A 15,532-nucleotide genomic window follows, 5' to 3' on the forward strand; every position below is an offset into this window, starting at 1 on the left:
CTACTGTAGCAGCAAACCGTGTTTTTGGTGTGGGAGGCGTCGGCCTTTGCTCACGCCCGGCCTACGGGGCTTGCAGGGTCTTCCCGGATGCACCCGGGATCTCGCGCGCCAGGCGTGGAACCAGGTAGCCCGGCAGCCGCGTTTGGAGGGCCCGGTGGAGTTCTTGTGCGCGGCGATCCGAAACCTCGAAATGGGCCGTGCCGCGGGTGCGGTCGAGCTGGTGCAGGTAGTAGGGCAGGACGCCCAGGCGGAAGCCGGCCTCCTGCAGTTCGATCAGGGTGGCGGCATCGTCGTTGATCCCGGCCAGCAGGACCGCCTGGTTGAGCAGCGTGACGCCGGCGGCGCGCAGGCGGACGAGTGCCGCGTCGGCCGGGGCGGCGAATTCGCGCGGGTGGTTCGCGTGCAGCACCAGGATGTGTTGCAGCCGCCCCTGACCGAGCCAATCCAGCAGGCGGTCGTCGACCCGCTCCGGCAGGACGACCGGCAGGCGCGAATGGATGCGCAGGCGTTCCAGGTGCGGGATGGCGTCCAGCCGCTGGGCCAGTCGGGCCAGGCGGGTATCGGAGAGGCTCAGCGGATCGCCGCCGCTGAGGATGACCTCGCGGATGTCCGGATGCGCCGCGATGTACTCCAGCGCGGGCGCCCAGTCATCCCGGGCCGGATTGTGCTCGGAATAGTCGAATTCGCGGCGAAAGCAGTACCGGCAGTGGATGGCGCAGGCCCCGGTGGTCAGCAGCAGCACGCGGCCGTGGTACTTGTGCACCACGCCGGGTGCGGCCAGGGCGTCGTGATCGCCGACCGGGTCGCTGACGAAGCCCGGGGCCTCCAGGGCCTCGCGGGCATCCGGGAGGGCCTGCAGCAGCAGCGGGTCGCGCGGGTCCCCCGGGCGCACGCGCGCCAGGTAGCTCTCCGGGATGCGGGTGCGAAACAGTCGGTGCCCGGTCTGCATGCCCGGCAGGTCGTCGAGCGGCAACCCGAGGCGTGCGGCGAGGGCCTCGGGATCGGCGACCGCGCGCGCCAGCGCCTGCTGCCAGGCCGGCGTGGCACGCGGCGCGGGTGGCTGGGTTCCGCGCGGCTCGCGCGTTATCATGACGGGCTTTGTGGGCATGAATCGTTTCCGGACGGGGCGGTATGCCCGCGCCACGCATCATCGAGGAACAGCACGCAATGGCAACCTACAGTACCAACGAATTCAAGGCCGGTCTCAAGCTGCTGCTGGACGGCGATCCGCAGGCCATCGTGGAAAACGAGTTCGTCAAGCCGGGCAAGGGCCAGGCCTTCAACCGGGTCAAGCTGCGCAATCTGCGCACGGGCCGGGTGCTGGAGAAGACCTTCAAGTCCGGCGAGTCGGTGGAGGCGGCCGACGTGATGGACACCGAGATGCAGTATCTCTACAACGATGGCGAGTTCTGGCACTTCATGGTGCCGGACACCTTCGAGCAGTATGCCGTGAGCGAGGCCGCGCTGGGCGATTCCGGGCAGTGGCTGAAGGAGCAGGATATCTGCACCGTGACCCTGTGGAACGGCGAGCCGCTGTCGGTGGTGTCGCCGGCCTTCACCGAGCTGAAGATTACCCAGTGCGATCCGGGCGTGCGCGGCGATACCGCTCAGGGCGGTACCAAGCCGGCGACCCTCGAGACCGGTGCGGTGGTCAAGGTCCCGCTGTTCGTCGAGGAAGGCGAGACCGTGAAGGTCGACACCCGCAACGGCGAATACGTCTCCCGCGTCTGATCGCATCTGCCCCCGGGTTCGGAGGTGAGTGACTGGCGGCCGGGCGCGGCGCCGGCCCGCGCGGCGCGGGCCCGTCTGCTGGCGGGTCTGCGGGCCTTCTTCGCGGATCGCGGGGTGCTCGAGGTCGAGACCCCGATCCTGGGCCGGGGTGCCCCGCAGGATCCGATGCTGGAAAGCTGGGAGGCACGCGCCCCCGGCGGCGATCAGGGCTACCTGCAGACCTCTCCGGAGTACCCGATGAAGCGCCTGCTCGCGGATGGGGCCCCGGATATCTACCAGATCGCCCGGGTCTTCCGGGGCGGCGAGTCCGGGCCGCGCCACAACCCGGAATTTACCCTGCTGGAGTGGTATCGCCACGGGCTGGACCATCGGGACCTGGCGCGTGAGGTGATGGCCCTGATCGCGGATCAGGCCGCGCAATCCCGCGAGTGGCACGCGCCCCGCGGCTGCGTGGTGATCCCCTATGCCGAGCTGTTCCGGTCGACCCTCGGGCTGGACCCGGCCGCCGCGGAGGCCAAGGAGCTGGAACGGGCCGCGGCGGCCCGCGGGCTCGCGGTGGCGGGCGAGCTTGACCGGGATGGCTGGCTGGATGCGCTGATCAGCCTGGTGATTGCCCCGGGCTTCCCGCCGGACCGGCTGACCGTCGTGGTCGACTATCCGGAGAGTCAGGCCGTGCTGGCGCGTCCCTGTCCGGAATCCCCGGGGTACGCCGCGCGCTTCGAGTTGTACTGGGGCGACCTGGAGCTGGCCAACGGCTATCACGAACTGACCGATCCCGAGCTGTTTCGCCGCCGCCGCGAACGCGATATCGCCATCCGGCGTGCGCGCGGACAGCCCCTGCCGCCCCCCGATGACTACCTGGAGGCGGCGCTGGACGCCGGACTGCCCGACTGCGCCGGGGTGGCCCTGGGTGTGGACCGGCTGCTGATGCGGTTGCTGGGGGTTTCCAGCCTCGATCAGGTACTCGATTTTCCCTGGTCGAGAGCGTGACGCGAAGGGCTTGTCCCGGCCGGGGTGCCGGCACACTATAGGGACTGTTGCCCCGCACGTTTGCAGGATGGTCGGACCCCTATGCCCCCTCGTCTTTTTGCGCGCCGCCCAGGCCCCCTTCCGGTTCGTTCCGGGTGGGCTATTGCCCTCTGTCTGATGCTGTCACTCTGGCTTGCGCCGCTGATGGCGCAGGCACAGTTCGAACACCTCCCGCAGCCGCTGCAGCGGGCGATCGAGAGTCAGCGCCTGCCGCCGGAAAATGTCGGTCTCTGGGTCCAGCGGATGTCGGACGGGGCGGTGCTCGCGCGCCTGAACGCCGATCAGCCGTACAACCCGGCGTCGACCATGAAACTGGCCACCTCGCTGGCGGCCCTGAACGAGCTGGGCCCGGACTACACCTGGACCACCGAGGTCTGGGCGACGCGCCCGGTGCGCGGCGGGGTACTGGCGGGGGACCTGGTGATCCGCGGCACGGGCGATCCCGGCATGGTCAGCGAGGAACACTGGCGCATGCTGGGGCAGCTGCGCCAGACCGGCTTGCGTCGTATCGAGGGCAACGTGATCCTCGACGCCTCGCATTTCGAACTGCCATCCGGGGACCCTGCCGCCTTCAATGACCAGCCGCTGCGGGCCTACAACCAGCTGCCCTATGCCCTGCATGTGAACGCAAACGCGCAGCGCTTTCGCGTGCGACCGGAGCGGCACGGGAACGGGATCGACGTGACGGTGGACCCGCCCCTGCCGGGGCTGGATGTCGTCAATCGCCTTCAGCCGACGCGGGGCAGCTGCGGCGCCTGGCAGCGCGGGATCCGTTTCGATGCCGATCCCGAGGCGCAGCGCGTGACCCTGGCCGGCGAATACCCGGTGAATTGTGGCGACTATGAACTGCTGCGCTCGGTGCTCGCGCCGGAGGCCAACCATGCCGAGATGTTCCGCCTGCATTGGTCGCAGTGGGGCGGCGAGCTGACCGGGGACATCCGCCCCGGCGTGCTGCCGGTGCTGTACGACGAACCGATCCTGCGCCACACCTCGCGCCCGTTGTCGGATCTGATCCGGGTCTCCAACAAGTGGAGCTCCAACGTGATGACCCGGCATCTGCTGCTGACCCTGGGGGCGCGTCACTTCACCCCGCCGGCGACGCTGGAAAAGGGGCAGCAGGCCCTGCTGGAGTCCCTGCGCGGGCTGGACGTCGATGTTGCGGGTATGGTGGTCGACAACGGTTCGGGCCTGAGCCGCGACTCGCGGATGACCTCACGCCAGCTGGGCCGCATCCTGGGGGCGGGCTGGCAGCACCCGCACCGGCCCGAGTTCCAGTCCTCGCTGGCCCTGGCCGGGCTGGACGGGACCCTGCGCAACCGCTTCCGTAACGGCAGCCAGCGCGATCTGCGCGGGCGTATGCATCTGAAGACCGGGCATCTCAACGAGGTGTCCGCGGTGGCCGGCTATGTACGGACGCGGGGTGGCGATGACCTGGCGGTGGTGGTGCTGGTCAACGATCCACGCGCCCACCGCGGCATGGGGCGCAACCTGCAGGACGCCGTCCTCGAGTGGGCCCACGACCTCTGACGGGTGCACCCAGTTTGTTCACCACGAAGCACACGAAGGCACGAAGAAACCCGCAAGAGCATTTACAGGAAGATGCGAAGGTCAGCAGGGGGCGAGAGGGTGCGCAATCCTTGTGGCTTGCGCAGCCTTTCAGGAGTCTTCCGATCTTCGCGTCTTCCTGTTGGCGCTTTCTGAATTTTCTTCGTGCCTACGTGTGCTTCGTGGTGAAAAGTGCCTTGCGAACTCAGGGGGACTCGGTCTGCCAGTTGGACAGGATCGGCGCGCGGGAGACCTCGACGTCCAGCGCCGTCAGCCAGCGCGCGACCATGCGATTGGAGTTGTTGCGCAGGGTGTAGGCCTCCGGATGCTCGACGAAGGCCATGTCCCATTCCGGCGAGGTCTTGCGTTCGTCGTATCCCGCTTGCCAGATGCCTTCCAGCTCGTCGCGCAGGACCTCGACCCGTGCCCCCGGAACCGTCAGCAGGTAAAAGTCCGCCAGTGGTACGCGAAGTTGCCCCAGCGAGGATGGCCCGAGCTCGTGGCCGGTCAGTACCTGGCGTCCGAGCGCGGCGCGGGTCGGTACGAGCAACCCGGAGATCCCCTGGAGCGGCCCGGTCCGGCGTTCGACATAGAAGACCCAGTCGCCGTAGGAGTAGCGCAGCCAGGCCCCCGGTCTCCCGGCTGGCAGGATCAGGCTGGAGTGTCGTCCATGGTCCAGCAGGGCCACGGTAACCGGGCCTTCCGGGTCGTCCGGTGGTTGCAGCGTCACGGCCGCGCAGCCCTGCAGCAGCCACAGACTGAGTACCGCAAGGAGCCAGGGCGGGAGGCGGAAGCGGCGCCGTAGCGGGGCCGCGTTGTCGCTGCGACGGCGCATGTCGGGTCAGTGGCGTTCGAGCTTGCCCAGTTCCGACAGGATGGACAGCACCAGCGATTCGCCTTGCGAGCCCATGCCGCGACACAGCACGTCGGGGTCGCGCTCGCCGTCCACCAGGCGCTTGGTAATGCCGCCCAGGCGGGCCATGTCGCCCCCGGCGCGGCTCATCTGCTCGGCCATCTGGGACAGCCAGTGCAGCGACTGGGCATCGCCGCGGGCGGCTCCGTGGATCATCTGCGCCAGTCCCGGGGCCGCCTGGGCCGGGTCTCCGCTTTGCTCCGGGTCGGGCAGGGTGGAGGGGTCCTGCAGCCCGTTCAGGATGGCCGTCAGGATCACCGTGTCCTCGTCGTCCAGACCCTGCAGCAGGTAAGGGTCGCGCTCGCCGTCGAGTACCCGGCGAATGCGCTGGATCAGTTCGCCCCAGCCAGCCTCGTGGGCCTGGTTCAGGACCGGCTCCAGCTCGCGGCGGGTTTCCGGGTTCTGGGTGGCCTGGACCACCAGGTTGATCAGGCCGGCCTGGGCCTGGCGGATCTGTTGCGCGTGTTGTGGATCGATCATGCGGGTCTTCCGGGTTCCTGGCTGTGTGGCGAGGTTAGCATGCCCGGAAGTGCGTTCGACCGGGGCCTGCGGCACAATGGCCCCTCCATTTGCAGAGGATGTCGTGGTGGAAGAGCAGACAGCAGTGGGGCTGTGGGTGGCCCTCGGGATCCTGGCCATCGTGATTGCCGCCCTGGTGGGTTTCTGGGTGGGCCGCGTGACCAGTGACGAACGCAAGCTGATCCGCGAGCTGGAAGAGGAACTGGATCGGCGCATGCAGGAACTGACGCGCTACCGCAGCCAGGTCAACGACCACTTCGACCGCACGGCCACGTTGTTCGCGACCATGGCCGGGTCCTACCGCGACCTCTATCACCACCTGGCCCAGAGCGCCGAGGAGCTGGCGGACAAACCGACCCGCGACCGCCTCGAGGACCGCGCCGGCCAGCTGCTGTCGCACATGACACGCCGCGATTACGGGACCGGCCCGGGCGAGGCCGCCGGCGGCGCCAACGAATCGGACGCCCAGGACGACGAGCCCGCCGCCAAGGGTTCGGGGGAAGAGCCCCGCAAGCCGGACGACCGCCCGCGCCCCGACTGATCGCCGCTACTGAAAAAACCTGTTATCACCACGAAGCCCACGAAGGCACGAAGAAAAGCCGAGTAGCGCTCACAGGAAGACGCGAAGACGGGAAGGTGGCTCGCAAGGCAACGTACACATGGGTTGCGTGCCCTCGCAGTCCTTCCGACCTTCTCCCCTTCCTGTAGCGGTTCTTCAGAGCGGGTTTTCTTCGTGCCTTCGTGGGCTTCGTGGTGAACAAAGGCCCTTGCCCTTGGAGCCCTCCGCGCCGGGGTGTGCCCGACGCGGGGCGGGATCAGAGGGCGGAGATCTGGGCGCGGATCTGGTTGTCCAGGTTCTGGATCCAGTTGTTGTAGTTCGGGTGGATGTTGCCGTCTTCGTAGTTCAGGTTGGCGCTGTCCTTGTAGCGGATGCTGTATTCGCCCGCAGCGAACGGGATCTCCACCACGGCGACGTGGTCGCGCAGGCTGAGCCGGCCTTCCAGCAGCCCGGGCTCGGCCTCTTCCATGCGCCAGCCCAGCGAAGCCCCGGCGGTGCGGATCGCGCGTTCCATCTGCTCGGAGCTCGGACGGTCGCCGTCGACATTCGTGACCGTGGTATCGCTGATGTCCTGCACGGGAACCGTGCCGCGGCAGCCCGCCAGCGCGATCAGGGCGGCGAAGATGATCACCAGCAACGTCTTGGTATTCATAGTGTTTCCCTTAATGGATGCGCGGGGAGTGTAGACCTGCGGAAGCGTCGTTTCCAAGGGCACCGGGGCGTGCGTCTAGGGAGACGCTGATTGAATCGCACGTCCGCGCTCGAGTCGCTTTTGCGTGCGAACAAGGCGCGGTGACTGCCGTGCAGTCATTCTGCACAAGGGAACCGCAACGCCGTGCCCACGCAAAAGCGGCCGAGCCCCTGCTTTCAATGGCTTGTGGGGTTGGTGCCCCCTGTTCCCCGATCCTGCGTTGCGCCGCTTGCGGGTAGAACCACTACCCGCTGCACGACGCGCCTTGTCTCGGAAAACAGGGGGCACCAACGCGGACGTGCGATTCAATCAGCGTCTCCCTAACGGCGGATCACGCCCAGCGAACGCAGCAGCCCCAGCGGGCGCATTCCGCGGCGCAGCAGGCGGCCGGCAACCATGGCGATGATCCGCAGGGTATCCGCGGTCGGCCGGTAGTGGCTGGGGCGGTGATTTTCCGGGTAGATGCAGCGTACCGGGACCACCCGGGCCGGGAATCCCAGCCGTTCGGCGACGATCAGGGCCTCGCTCTCGAATACGAAGCCGCGGGCCCGGTGGTGGGCCAGGTCCAGGCGCCGCAGCAGGGCGGCCGGATAGAGGCGGAAACCGGATTGGGAGTCCCGTAGGGGTTGCCCGGAGGCCCAGGCAATCCAGAAGTCGGCCATGCGGTTGCCGAACAGGCGCAGCGGCGGGGTGTGTTCGCGGCCCTTGAGGCGTGCGCCCAGGACCAGCCGGTTCGGCGTCTCGCGCCACGCGGCGACCAGCGCGGGGATCTCGGTGGTGTCGTGCTGGCCGTCGGCATCCAGGGTCACCACCGCGTCGGCGCCGGTGGCCAGGGCATGCTGTATCCCGGCCCACAGGGCGCCGGCCTTGCCACTGTTCTCGTCCATGCGCAGGACCTCGGCCTGATCCTCGATCAGGCGGGCGGTGGCGTCCTCGGAGCCGTCGTCCACCACGATCACCCGGTCCACCTGCGTGCGGGCGCCGGCCACCACCGCTTCGATGGTGGCCGCCTCGTTATGGGCGGGGATCAGGGCGACGACCGTGCTCATGGGCGCATCAGGCGAGGGCGCCGTTGACGCCGATCACCTGGCCGGAGACGTAACTGGCCGCGTCGCTGGCCAGGAAGCCGACCACGCCCGCGACCTCCTCGGGCCGGCCGGCGCGGCGCATCGGCACCAGATTGCGGATGTGTTCGGCATCGAAGCTGCCCTCGCTCATCGGGCTCTCGATGATGCCGGGGGCGACCGCGTTGGCGGTAATGCCGCGCGAGGCGACCTCCTGGGCCAGCGAGCGGATGGCGCCGTGCAGGCCGGCCTTGGCCGCCGCGTAATTGGTCTGGCCGCGATTGCCGATCTGCCCGGCTACCGAGGAGATCGCGATCACCCGGCCCCAGCGGGTGGTGATCATCGGCAGCAGCAGCGGCTGGGTCACGTTATAGAAGCCGTTGAGGCCGACATCGATCGGGCGGTCCCATTGTTCGCGGCGCATCCCGGCCAGTGGCGCGTCGTCGTGGATGCCGGCGTTGTGGACGAGGATCTGTACCGGCTGCTCGGCCGCGAGGGGTTCCAGCGTCTCGCGGCAGGTTCCCTCGTCGGTGATGTCGAACACCAGCACCCGGGACTCGCCGCCATCGGCCCGGATGGCATCGGCGGTCGCCTCGGCCGCGGCGGCGTTGCGATGGGCATGCAGGATGACCTCGTGGCCGGCCATGGCCAGGGCGTGGCCGATGGCGGCGCCGATGGCGCCACTGCCGCCGGTAATCAGGGCGCGTGCAGTCACGGGCTGTCCTCGTCGTCGGCGGGTTGCAGGATGACGGTCGCGCGTGCGCTCAGCACCGGCTGTGCGTCCGCGCTTACGCGCAGGTCGTAGATGGAACTGTTGCGGTCCGACAGGATGCAGTCCGCGTGGATCTCCAGTGCCGCTCCCAGGCTGTCGAGGCGACGGGTCTGCAGCTGCAGATCCCGCACCGCCGCCAGATAGCCGGCGCGCGCCGGCCCGGAATCGGCCAGCAGGGCGCCGTGCACGGCCATGCCCTGGGCGCCGTATTCCAGCGCCGCCAGGGCATGCAGCCCGGCCTCGCCGCGCAGCGGGTTGGCCGGGTCGCGGTGGCTTTCGGCACGGCAATGGATGGTGGTGTCGGACCAGGCCTCCACCGTATCCAGCAGACACATTGCGCCGGCATGCGGCAGCAGCCGGCAGATGGCCTCGTGATCCAGGGTCTCGGGTCGGGATGACATGCGCGGGATCTTCCTGATCCGGGCGGATGGTTCAGGGCCCGACCCGGATGTTCAGGGACCGGCCCAGCGGCGCCTCAAGCGTAACATTTCCGGGCGTTCCCCGGACCAGCCGTTCCAGCAGGGGCAGGGCGCGCGCGGCCGGATTGCTCCCGCGCAGCGCCTCCAGGTCATCACTGTGGCAGGGGTCGGCCGCGGCCGGCCCTCCGAGGTCGAGCTGCAGCTGCCAGGGTGCGCCGTCCACCGGGCCCAGGCGCAGGGCCACGGCAAAGGGGTGATGGATGGGCCGCACGTGGATGAAGCTGTCCATGGACGGCACGTCGTAGCAGGCCAGCAGGACGTCGCCGCCCTCGTCCAGCTGCAGTGTCGCGGCCTCCAGCAGCCCCGCGGCCAGGCTGGCGTTGTAGCCGGACAGCGCCGTGGCCGGCGCCGGGTTGCGGGTCGCGATCGACCAGTTGCCGGCCGGGGCATTGTGCACCGAGTTGTGAAACTGCACCGGCGACACTACCGGCTCCGGCTGGGTCAGGGCATCGCAGATGCGGTCGATGATGTCCATGTCGCCGGAGGATGACGCGAACACGCTGCGCAGCCGGCTGCGATCGGCCCCTTCGGTGGCCTCTTCCGCGACCTTCAGGGCGAGGCGGATGGTGGCGGTGGTGCGTCGGCGCTCGTTGGCCGGAAGCAGCCCGGGCGGAGGGACGTGGACCTCGCGGCTCGCCAGTGGGGTCTCGCCGGCCAGCACGGGGCGGGCACTGTCGAAGTCGTCCAGTCCCGGGCCCAGCAGCCCCACGGCATGGAGTCCAATGGCCTTCATGGCGCGGCCTCCAGCAGCAGGCTGCAGTTGTTGCCGCCAAAGCCGAAGGCATTCACCAGTACCCGTTGTACCAGGCGCGGTTCCGCCTCGCCGCGGGCCTCGAGGTCCAGTTGCGGATCCAGCATCTTCAGGCCGGCCGTGGGTGGCACAAAGCCGCCGTCCAGACTGGCCAGGGCCTGGGCCACGCCCACCGCCCCGGCGGCGCCCAGGGTGTGTCCGGTCAGACCCTTGGTGCCCACGGCGCGCGGGCGCGGCCCCAGGCTGCGCACCAGGGCGCGGGCCTCGGCGCCATCGTTGGCCGGGGTTGCGGTGGCATGCATCAGCACGTAGTCGATCTCGTCGCCCCGCCGTCCGCCGCGCTCCAGCGCCTGTTGCAAGGCGGTCGCGGCCCCCAGGCCCTCGGGGTGCGGGGCGGACATGTGGTGGGCGTCGCTGGATTCGCCGTGACCGGTCAGCCGTGGTCCCGTGGTATCCGGCGAGGGGCGTTCCAGCAGGAAGAAGCCGGCGGCCTCGCCGATCGAGATCCCGGCGCGGTCGCGGTCCAGCGGGGTGCAGGGCTGCGCGGCCACCAGTTGCAGGGCATTGAAGCCATACAGCGTCATGCCGCACAGGCTGTCGACACCGCCGACCACGGCCGCGTCGCAAAGCCCCGCGGCCATGTAGCGACGGGCATCGGCGAAGACCTTGGCGCTGGACGAGCAGGCGGTGGAGACCACCAGGGCCGGCCCCGACAGGCCGAAGCGGGTGGCGACGAAATCGGCCAGCGAGAACATGTTCTGGGTGTGCTGGTAGTCGTAATCCGGGGGCAGGGCCCTGGTCTGCGGGTCGCGCCGGTGGTAGGCGGCCTCGGTGGCGGCGATGCCCGAGGTGCTGGTGCCCAGCAGCACGGCCACCCGGTCGGCGCCGTAGCGCGCAACGGCGGCCGCCACCGCGTCGGCGAAGCCATCCTGGCGCAGGCCCAGTTCGGCGAGCTGGTTGTTGCGGCACTGAAACGGGGCGAGCTCGCCTTTCAGGGTGATGGCCTCCACGCCGGGCACGCGGCCGATGTGGGTGTCCAGACTCACGCTTTCCAGATCGCAGGGGCGCAGCCCGCTGACCCCGTTGCGCAGGGCCTCGGCGTTGGCGGCGATCCCGGTTCCGGCAGCGCTTGTCAGGGTGTGGGCGGTGATGACCAGTGGGTCCATGGGGCGTGTTCTGTGGATAGTGGCCGGAGGCGATTCCGGGTGGATGGGTGTCAGGCGGCATCGCCTGGATCAGTGTTTTCCTGGGTTGACCTCGGGCGCCAGCAGGGCCGCCGCGAGGAAGGAAAATACCACGCCCAGCACCACGGTGAGGCCCAGGGCCTGCAGGACCGGAAGGCTGGAAAGGGCCAGCAGCCCGAACACCACCAGGGTCGACAGCGCGCAGACGCCGACCGAGCGCAGGTTGCGCAGGCGCGCCGCGGCATCCCGCAGGGGGCGGCTGAAGAACACCGCGTAGTCCAGACACAGCCCGGCGATCAGCAGCAGCGCGATCAGGTGGAACAGCGACAGCCGGACGCCCAGCAGGATCAGCGCGGCCAGGGTCAGCAGCAAGCCGGTGCCGACGGCCGTCAGGATGCGCAGGCTGCGCCCCGGGGCCCGAGTGGCGACCAGCAGCAGGAGCGCGACGGCCACAAGACCCAGCGCCAGGCGCTGCAGGGCCTCGTCGCGGAAGCCGATGACCAGTTCCTCGGAGGCCCGGAAGAAATCGATGTGGTGCACGCCTGCGCCGGTCCCCTCCCGTTCCGACAGGTCGGCCCGCGGGATGTCTGCGGCCCAGCGCGCCAGGGCCTCGTCATCCCGGACCCCTTGCAGGCGGACCCAGGCGGTCCAGCCCTGGCCGTCCTCGTGTGGCTGAAGCAGGGGGTCGAGCGCGTTGCGCAGGGGGCCGTCCGGCAGGGTCTCCGGGGCCAGAAGAGCCTGCTCGCGGGCCGCCGAGATGTCCTCCACAAAGGGTGCGAAGGCCCCCTCGCGGAACCCGAGATCCGCGCTCGCCGCCGCCAGGCGTTCGCGCAGGTCATCGGGGTGCGGCAGCGCGGCCTGGCGTTGTTGCTGGCGCTGCCGGCTTGGCAGTACCTCGGCGGGGTGGCCGAAGCCGTCCACGAGCCCGGACGCGCGCAGGGCTTCCAGCTCCGGGACCAGGGCCTCGCTGGCGCGCAGGGCTCGTTCCGCGGAGTCGGCAGTGATCAGCAGGGCGTGGCGGACGTCCGGTAGCCCCAGTGCGCCCCGCAGCTCCTGGTCCAGCGTGACCTGCTCCTCCGGCACCGGGTGCAGCGCGGACAGGCGGTCTTCCCAGGGAAACGGATCGGCGCTCGCCACCACGGCGACCGCGGCCAGGGCCAGCAGGGCGACGCCCCAGCGGGCCAGCGCCGGGGGGTGCGCGAGCGCGACCGGGACCGGCAGCCTCGGAGCCGGCAGGCCCTCGCGCTGCAACCGGGCGGGAACCAGGACCGGCAGGACCCAGCGGGTGGTCACGGCGGCCACGGCCACTCCGGTCAGCACGAAGAGTCCCAGCTGCGCCATGCCGGAGAAGCCGGTGAGGGCCATCAGGGCAAACACCAGCACGGTGCTGCCAGCGCCCAGGGCGATCACGGGCCCCAGTTCGCGCGCGGCCTGCGCCAGGCGTGCGTCCCCGAGGTGCGGGCTGTCGCGCCGCTGCGCATGGGCGAACAGGTGCAAGGGGTAGTCCAGGGCGATCCCCAGCACGGTGATGCCGAAGGCCAGCGCGATCCCGTGCAGGTGCCCGAAGACCGTAGTGACCACGGCCGCCGCGATCAGGATGCCGCTCGCCAGCGGTACGGCCGCCAGCCAGACCGGATGCGGGTGGCGGAACACCGCCAGCAGCAGGAGGGCCAGGGCGATACTGGCGCCGGTGGTGATCCAGGTGACCTCGCCACGGATGGTGGCCCGCGATTCCACCGCGATGACCGCCGGGCCGGCGATCTGCAGGCGCAGTTCCGGCGGGTCGAGGTCGGCGAAGGCGGTGCGCGTGCGTTCGATCAGGGCCGCCTGGGCGTCCAGGTCCATGCCGTCGGCGGTGCTGCGCAGCACCAGCAGCGCCCGTTCACGATCGGGGGTCACCCAGACCCCGTCCGGCCCGGTCGTTGCCCGGCCGCCGGTGGTGGCGAGCTGCTCCAGAACGACCCGGGTCTCGGCGGTGGGGTCGCGCGGGATCAGTTCCCGGGGCAGCTCCGGGACGGCGCTGGAGAGGTCATCGCGGCGCGCCTGCAGGTGTTCGCGCAGGGCATCCTGGCTGAAGGCATCGGCATGGATTCGCGGGCTCAGCAGGTAGCGATGTTCGATCAGGAATTCCAGGGCCGGGTCGTCGGGGTCCAGGCGGCCGTTGTGGACGCCCGCCACGTCCGGGACATCCTCCAGAGCGGCGACCAGGGCATCGCTGGCCGCGGCCCGATCGCGCGCCTCGCCCCCGGCGATCGCCAGCAGCAACATACGTCCGGCCGGGCCGGCCCCGGGATCCAGCACGATGCCGTCGGCGCTGACCGGGTCCGGGGCAAAGCCCTGCAGGTCGGTAACCAGTTCGCCGCGCAGGGCCAGCGTGAGCGTGGCCAGCGTGAGCGCGGCCAGCCACAGGCCCAGGGCGATGCGGGACGGGCACATCAATCAGTGTTTCCCTAGTCCGCGTACTGTGGCGGCTCGAAGCGCATGTGGCTTTGGTGTCCGCCGGACTCGACCGTGATCAGTTCGCGTAGTTCGTCGCCGGCGCCGGTCAGGGTCAGTTCGGGGACCATGCGGCGCAGGGCGCGGTCCCGTGGGACGAGCTCCAGGGTCCAGGCCTCCATGTCGCCCGTCAGCTCGATCTCGAAATCGGCCTCCAGTTGCTCGCGGTCGCCGTTCAGCAGGGCGCGAAACAGGCCGGTCAGGGTGGCCAGGGCGGGTTGCTCGTTCAGGTCGATCTCGCGGCTGGAGCCACGCCGTTCCAGGGTGAGGGTGTCGCCCTCGATGTGCACGGTCTCGCCCCGCGGGCCGTCGACCTGGCGGGTAAGGGTATCGGGGGGCTCGAAGGCCAGCGAGCCCGAACGTATCTCCGGGAACTCCAGCATCGGATCGTCGCGGCGCTCCTCGAACGCGAGGGTCGCTGCCCGCTCGGTGGTCAGGGCTTCCAGCAATGCGCCGAGGGTGTCGTTGGCCAGGGCCGATACAGGGGCGAGAAGACCCAAGGCCAGGATCAGCGTGATGCCGGACTGGCGGATACGCGGGCCAAGGCCGTGGCCTCGCCTATTTGGATGCATCGTCCCAGAAGTCATAGAAATTGAACCAGTTGTAGGGGGCTTCGCGTACCCGCGCCGCGAGGCGGTCGGCATAGCGCTGTACCCACTGGGCCAGGATCTCGTCACGCTGCCCGCGCGGGGCGTCGAGGGTCTCGGCGAAGGGTTCGAAGACGATATCGTAGCGGTTGCCGCCGCGATAGAGCCCGAAGCACAGGATCACCGGGACCTTGAGTACCGCGGCCAGCAGAAGCGGTCCCTGCGGGAACAGCGCGGTGTCGCCGAGGAAGTCGCAGGCGACCATCTTGTCGCTCTCGGCGACGCGGTCGCCCAGGGTGGCGATCAGCTCTCCGCGGTCCAGGCACTCGCGGGCCTGGATCAGGGTCTCGGTGCGGCCCAGCGGTATTACCGATGCGGCCACCTCGGGATTCAGCGCCTCCAGGACCTGGGTGATGCTCTGGTTGTGGTCGCTGTACATCAGGACCCGCACCGGGAAGTCGTACTTGCCCACCGCCAGGGCGCGCAGGGCCTCGAAGCTGCCGAGGTGCGCGCCCAGCAGGATCGCGCCGCGGCCGCTGTCCACGTGTTCGAGGAAGGTCTCGCGGTTGTGGACCCGGATATCGAGGCAGGCATCCTGCCCGGCGAGCAGGAAGACCCGGTCGAGGATCACCGCGGCGAAGCTGTGCAGGTGGCGCGCCAGGTCCGCCAGCCGCGGCTCGCGCTGCAGCGCCCGGCGCAGGTAATTGCGACTGTGCCGCCGCGACTGCGGCGCGAACAGCAGGAAATACGCGGTGATCGGGTACAGCAGCGCGCGGCTGGCTCGGCGCCCGAGATTGAGGGCCACCCACAGGATGATGCGCAGGGCCAGCGGCGAGCCCCGTTCCGCCTGCTGGAACCAGGCGCGGCTCATGGATCCGGGGTGTCGTGGAGCGTGACCAGCTGGCCGGAACAGAAGGTGGCCGGCGGATCGCCCTCGGCGGCCACGACGCGAAACCCCTGCCGCCCGCCACGACCGGGCGGGTCGATCTCGATGCGAAACGCGGCCTCCGGTGTCAGCGGCGCGAGGAACTTGACCTGCGGGAGGGCCGCGACCGGTCCGAGACCGTGGGCCCGCGCGACCGCTGCCACCTGATCGAGGATTACCACGCCGGGGACCACCGGGTGGCCGGGGAAATGCCCGGGCAGGGACGGGTGCTCGGCCCCGATGCGGCGGATGGTGGACTGGACGGCCGTCGGTTGCATGGGGCGGCG

General features: G+C 69.9%; 17 protein-coding genes. 4 read left to right on the top strand and 13 right to left on the bottom strand.

Annotated features, from left to right (window positions below):
• Nucleotides 1-61: 61 nt before the first annotated feature.
• On the bottom strand, nt 62-1,090 hold the full coding sequence (gene epmB, locus D103_RS0105710; RefSeq protein WP_018876100.1) for an EF-P beta-lysylation protein EpmB: 1,029 nt from the start codon (nt 1,088-1,090) through the stop codon (nt 62-64).
• Between the two features lie 77 nt (nt 1,091-1,167).
• On the opposite strand from epmB, the gene efp reads away from it, so the two are divergent.
• The 3 genes from efp to dacB all read left to right on the top strand — a co-directional run bounded on the left by efp (nt 1,168) and on the right by dacB (nt 4,287).
• Nucleotides 1,168-1,731 (top strand): elongation factor P, encoded by a 564-nt coding sequence (gene efp / locus D103_RS0105715; RefSeq protein ID WP_026279163.1) that lies wholly within the window; start codon nt 1,168-1,170, stop codon nt 1,729-1,731.
• Nucleotides 1,732-1,755: 24 nt separating this feature from the next.
• The gene (epmA, locus tag D103_RS0105720) at nt 1,756-2,721 is read left to right on the top strand and encodes an EF-P lysine aminoacylase EpmA (RefSeq protein ID WP_018876101.1); all 966 of its coding nucleotides are present in this window, start codon (nt 1,756-1,758) and stop codon (nt 2,719-2,721) included.
• A 156-nt stretch (nt 2,722-2,877) separates the two neighbouring features.
• Nucleotides 2,878-4,287 (top strand): D-alanyl-D-alanine carboxypeptidase/D-alanyl-D-alanine-endopeptidase, encoded by a 1,410-nt coding sequence (dacB, locus tag D103_RS0105725; RefSeq protein WP_018876102.1) that lies wholly within the window; start codon nt 2,878-2,880, stop codon nt 4,285-4,287.
• 223 nt (nt 4,288-4,510) lie between these two features.
• On the opposite strand, the gene D103_RS0105730 is transcribed toward dacB, so the two are convergent.
• On the bottom strand, nt 4,511-5,140 hold the full coding sequence (locus D103_RS0105730; RefSeq protein ID WP_018876103.1) for a hypothetical protein: 630 nt from the start codon (nt 5,138-5,140) through the stop codon (nt 4,511-4,513).
• Between the two features lie 6 nt (nt 5,141-5,146).
• Nucleotides 5,147-5,698: a hypothetical protein gene (locus D103_RS0105735; RefSeq protein ID WP_018876104.1), complete on the bottom strand. Its 552-nt coding sequence runs from the start codon at nt 5,696-5,698 to the stop codon at nt 5,147-5,149.
• Between the two features lie 106 nt (nt 5,699-5,804).
• Between D103_RS0105735 and D103_RS0105740 the strand changes: the two genes are divergently transcribed.
• A complete protein-coding gene (locus D103_RS0105740; protein WP_026279162.1) occupies nt 5,805-6,278 on the top strand; it encodes a YhcB family protein in 474 nt (157 codons plus the stop codon).
• Nucleotides 6,279-6,552: 274 nt separating this feature from the next.
• Here the strand turns inward: D103_RS0105740 and D103_RS0105745 are convergent, their stop codons facing one another.
• The 10 genes from D103_RS0105745 to D103_RS0105790 all read right to left on the bottom strand — a co-directional run bounded on the left by D103_RS0105745 (nt 6,553) and on the right by D103_RS0105790 (nt 15,523).
• Nucleotides 6,553-6,948 carry a hypothetical protein gene (locus tag D103_RS0105745; RefSeq protein ID WP_018876106.1) on the bottom strand — a complete coding sequence of 132 codons (396 nt, stop codon included), beginning with the start codon at nt 6,946-6,948 and terminating at the stop codon, nt 6,553-6,555.
• Nucleotides 6,949-7,307: 359 nt separating this feature from the next.
• Nucleotides 7,308-8,036: a glycosyltransferase family 2 protein gene (locus D103_RS0105750; protein ID WP_018876107.1), complete on the bottom strand. Its 729-nt coding sequence runs from the start codon at nt 8,034-8,036 to the stop codon at nt 7,308-7,310.
• 7 nt (nt 8,037-8,043) lie between these two features.
• Entirely contained in the window at nt 8,044-8,766 is a 723-nt protein-coding gene (gene fabG / locus D103_RS0105755) for a 3-oxoacyl-ACP reductase FabG (RefSeq protein ID WP_018876108.1), read from the bottom strand.
• On the bottom strand, nt 8,763-9,224 hold the full coding sequence (locus tag D103_RS0105760) for a hypothetical protein (RefSeq protein ID WP_018876109.1): 462 nt from the start codon (nt 9,222-9,224) through the stop codon (nt 8,763-8,765). Before D103_RS0105760 ends, fabG begins: the two co-directional genes overlap by 4 nt.
• Before the next feature lie 31 nt (nt 9,225-9,255).
• Nucleotides 9,256-10,035 (bottom strand): beta-ketoacyl synthase chain length factor, encoded by a 780-nt coding sequence (locus D103_RS0105765; protein ID WP_018865752.1) that lies wholly within the window; start codon nt 10,033-10,035, stop codon nt 9,256-9,258.
• On the bottom strand, nt 10,032-11,219 hold the full coding sequence (locus tag D103_RS0105770) for a beta-ketoacyl-ACP synthase (protein WP_018876110.1): 1,188 nt from the start codon (nt 11,217-11,219) through the stop codon (nt 10,032-10,034). Before D103_RS0105770 ends, D103_RS0105765 begins: the two co-directional genes overlap by 4 nt.
• Before the next feature lie 69 nt (nt 11,220-11,288).
• Nucleotides 11,289-13,673 carry an MMPL family transporter gene (locus tag D103_RS0105775; RefSeq protein ID WP_018876111.1) on the bottom strand — a complete coding sequence of 795 codons (2,385 nt, stop codon included), beginning with the start codon at nt 13,671-13,673 and terminating at the stop codon, nt 11,289-11,291.
• A 14-nt stretch (nt 13,674-13,687) separates the two neighbouring features.
• Entirely contained in the window at nt 13,688-14,233 is a 546-nt protein-coding gene (locus D103_RS0105780; RefSeq protein ID WP_038028317.1) for a LolA-related protein, read from the bottom strand.
• Between the two features lie 58 nt (nt 14,234-14,291).
• Complete coding sequence (locus tag D103_RS0105785) at nt 14,292-15,191, bottom strand: lipid A biosynthesis acyltransferase (RefSeq protein ID WP_018865748.1); 900 nt, start codon at nt 15,189-15,191, stop codon at nt 14,292-14,294.
• Nucleotides 15,188-15,523, bottom strand: coding sequence for a hypothetical protein (locus tag D103_RS0105790; protein ID WP_026280279.1), 336 nt, complete (start codon nt 15,521-15,523; stop codon nt 15,188-15,190). The genes D103_RS0105785 and D103_RS0105790 overlap by 4 nt, the downstream gene beginning before the upstream one ends.
• Between the last annotated feature and the right edge of the window lie 9 nt (nt 15,524-15,532).

The organism is Thioalkalivibrio sp. ALE31 (assembly GCF_000377405.1).
Lineage (GTDB): Bacteria > Pseudomonadota > Gammaproteobacteria > Ectothiorhodospirales > Ectothiorhodospiraceae > Thioalkalivibrio.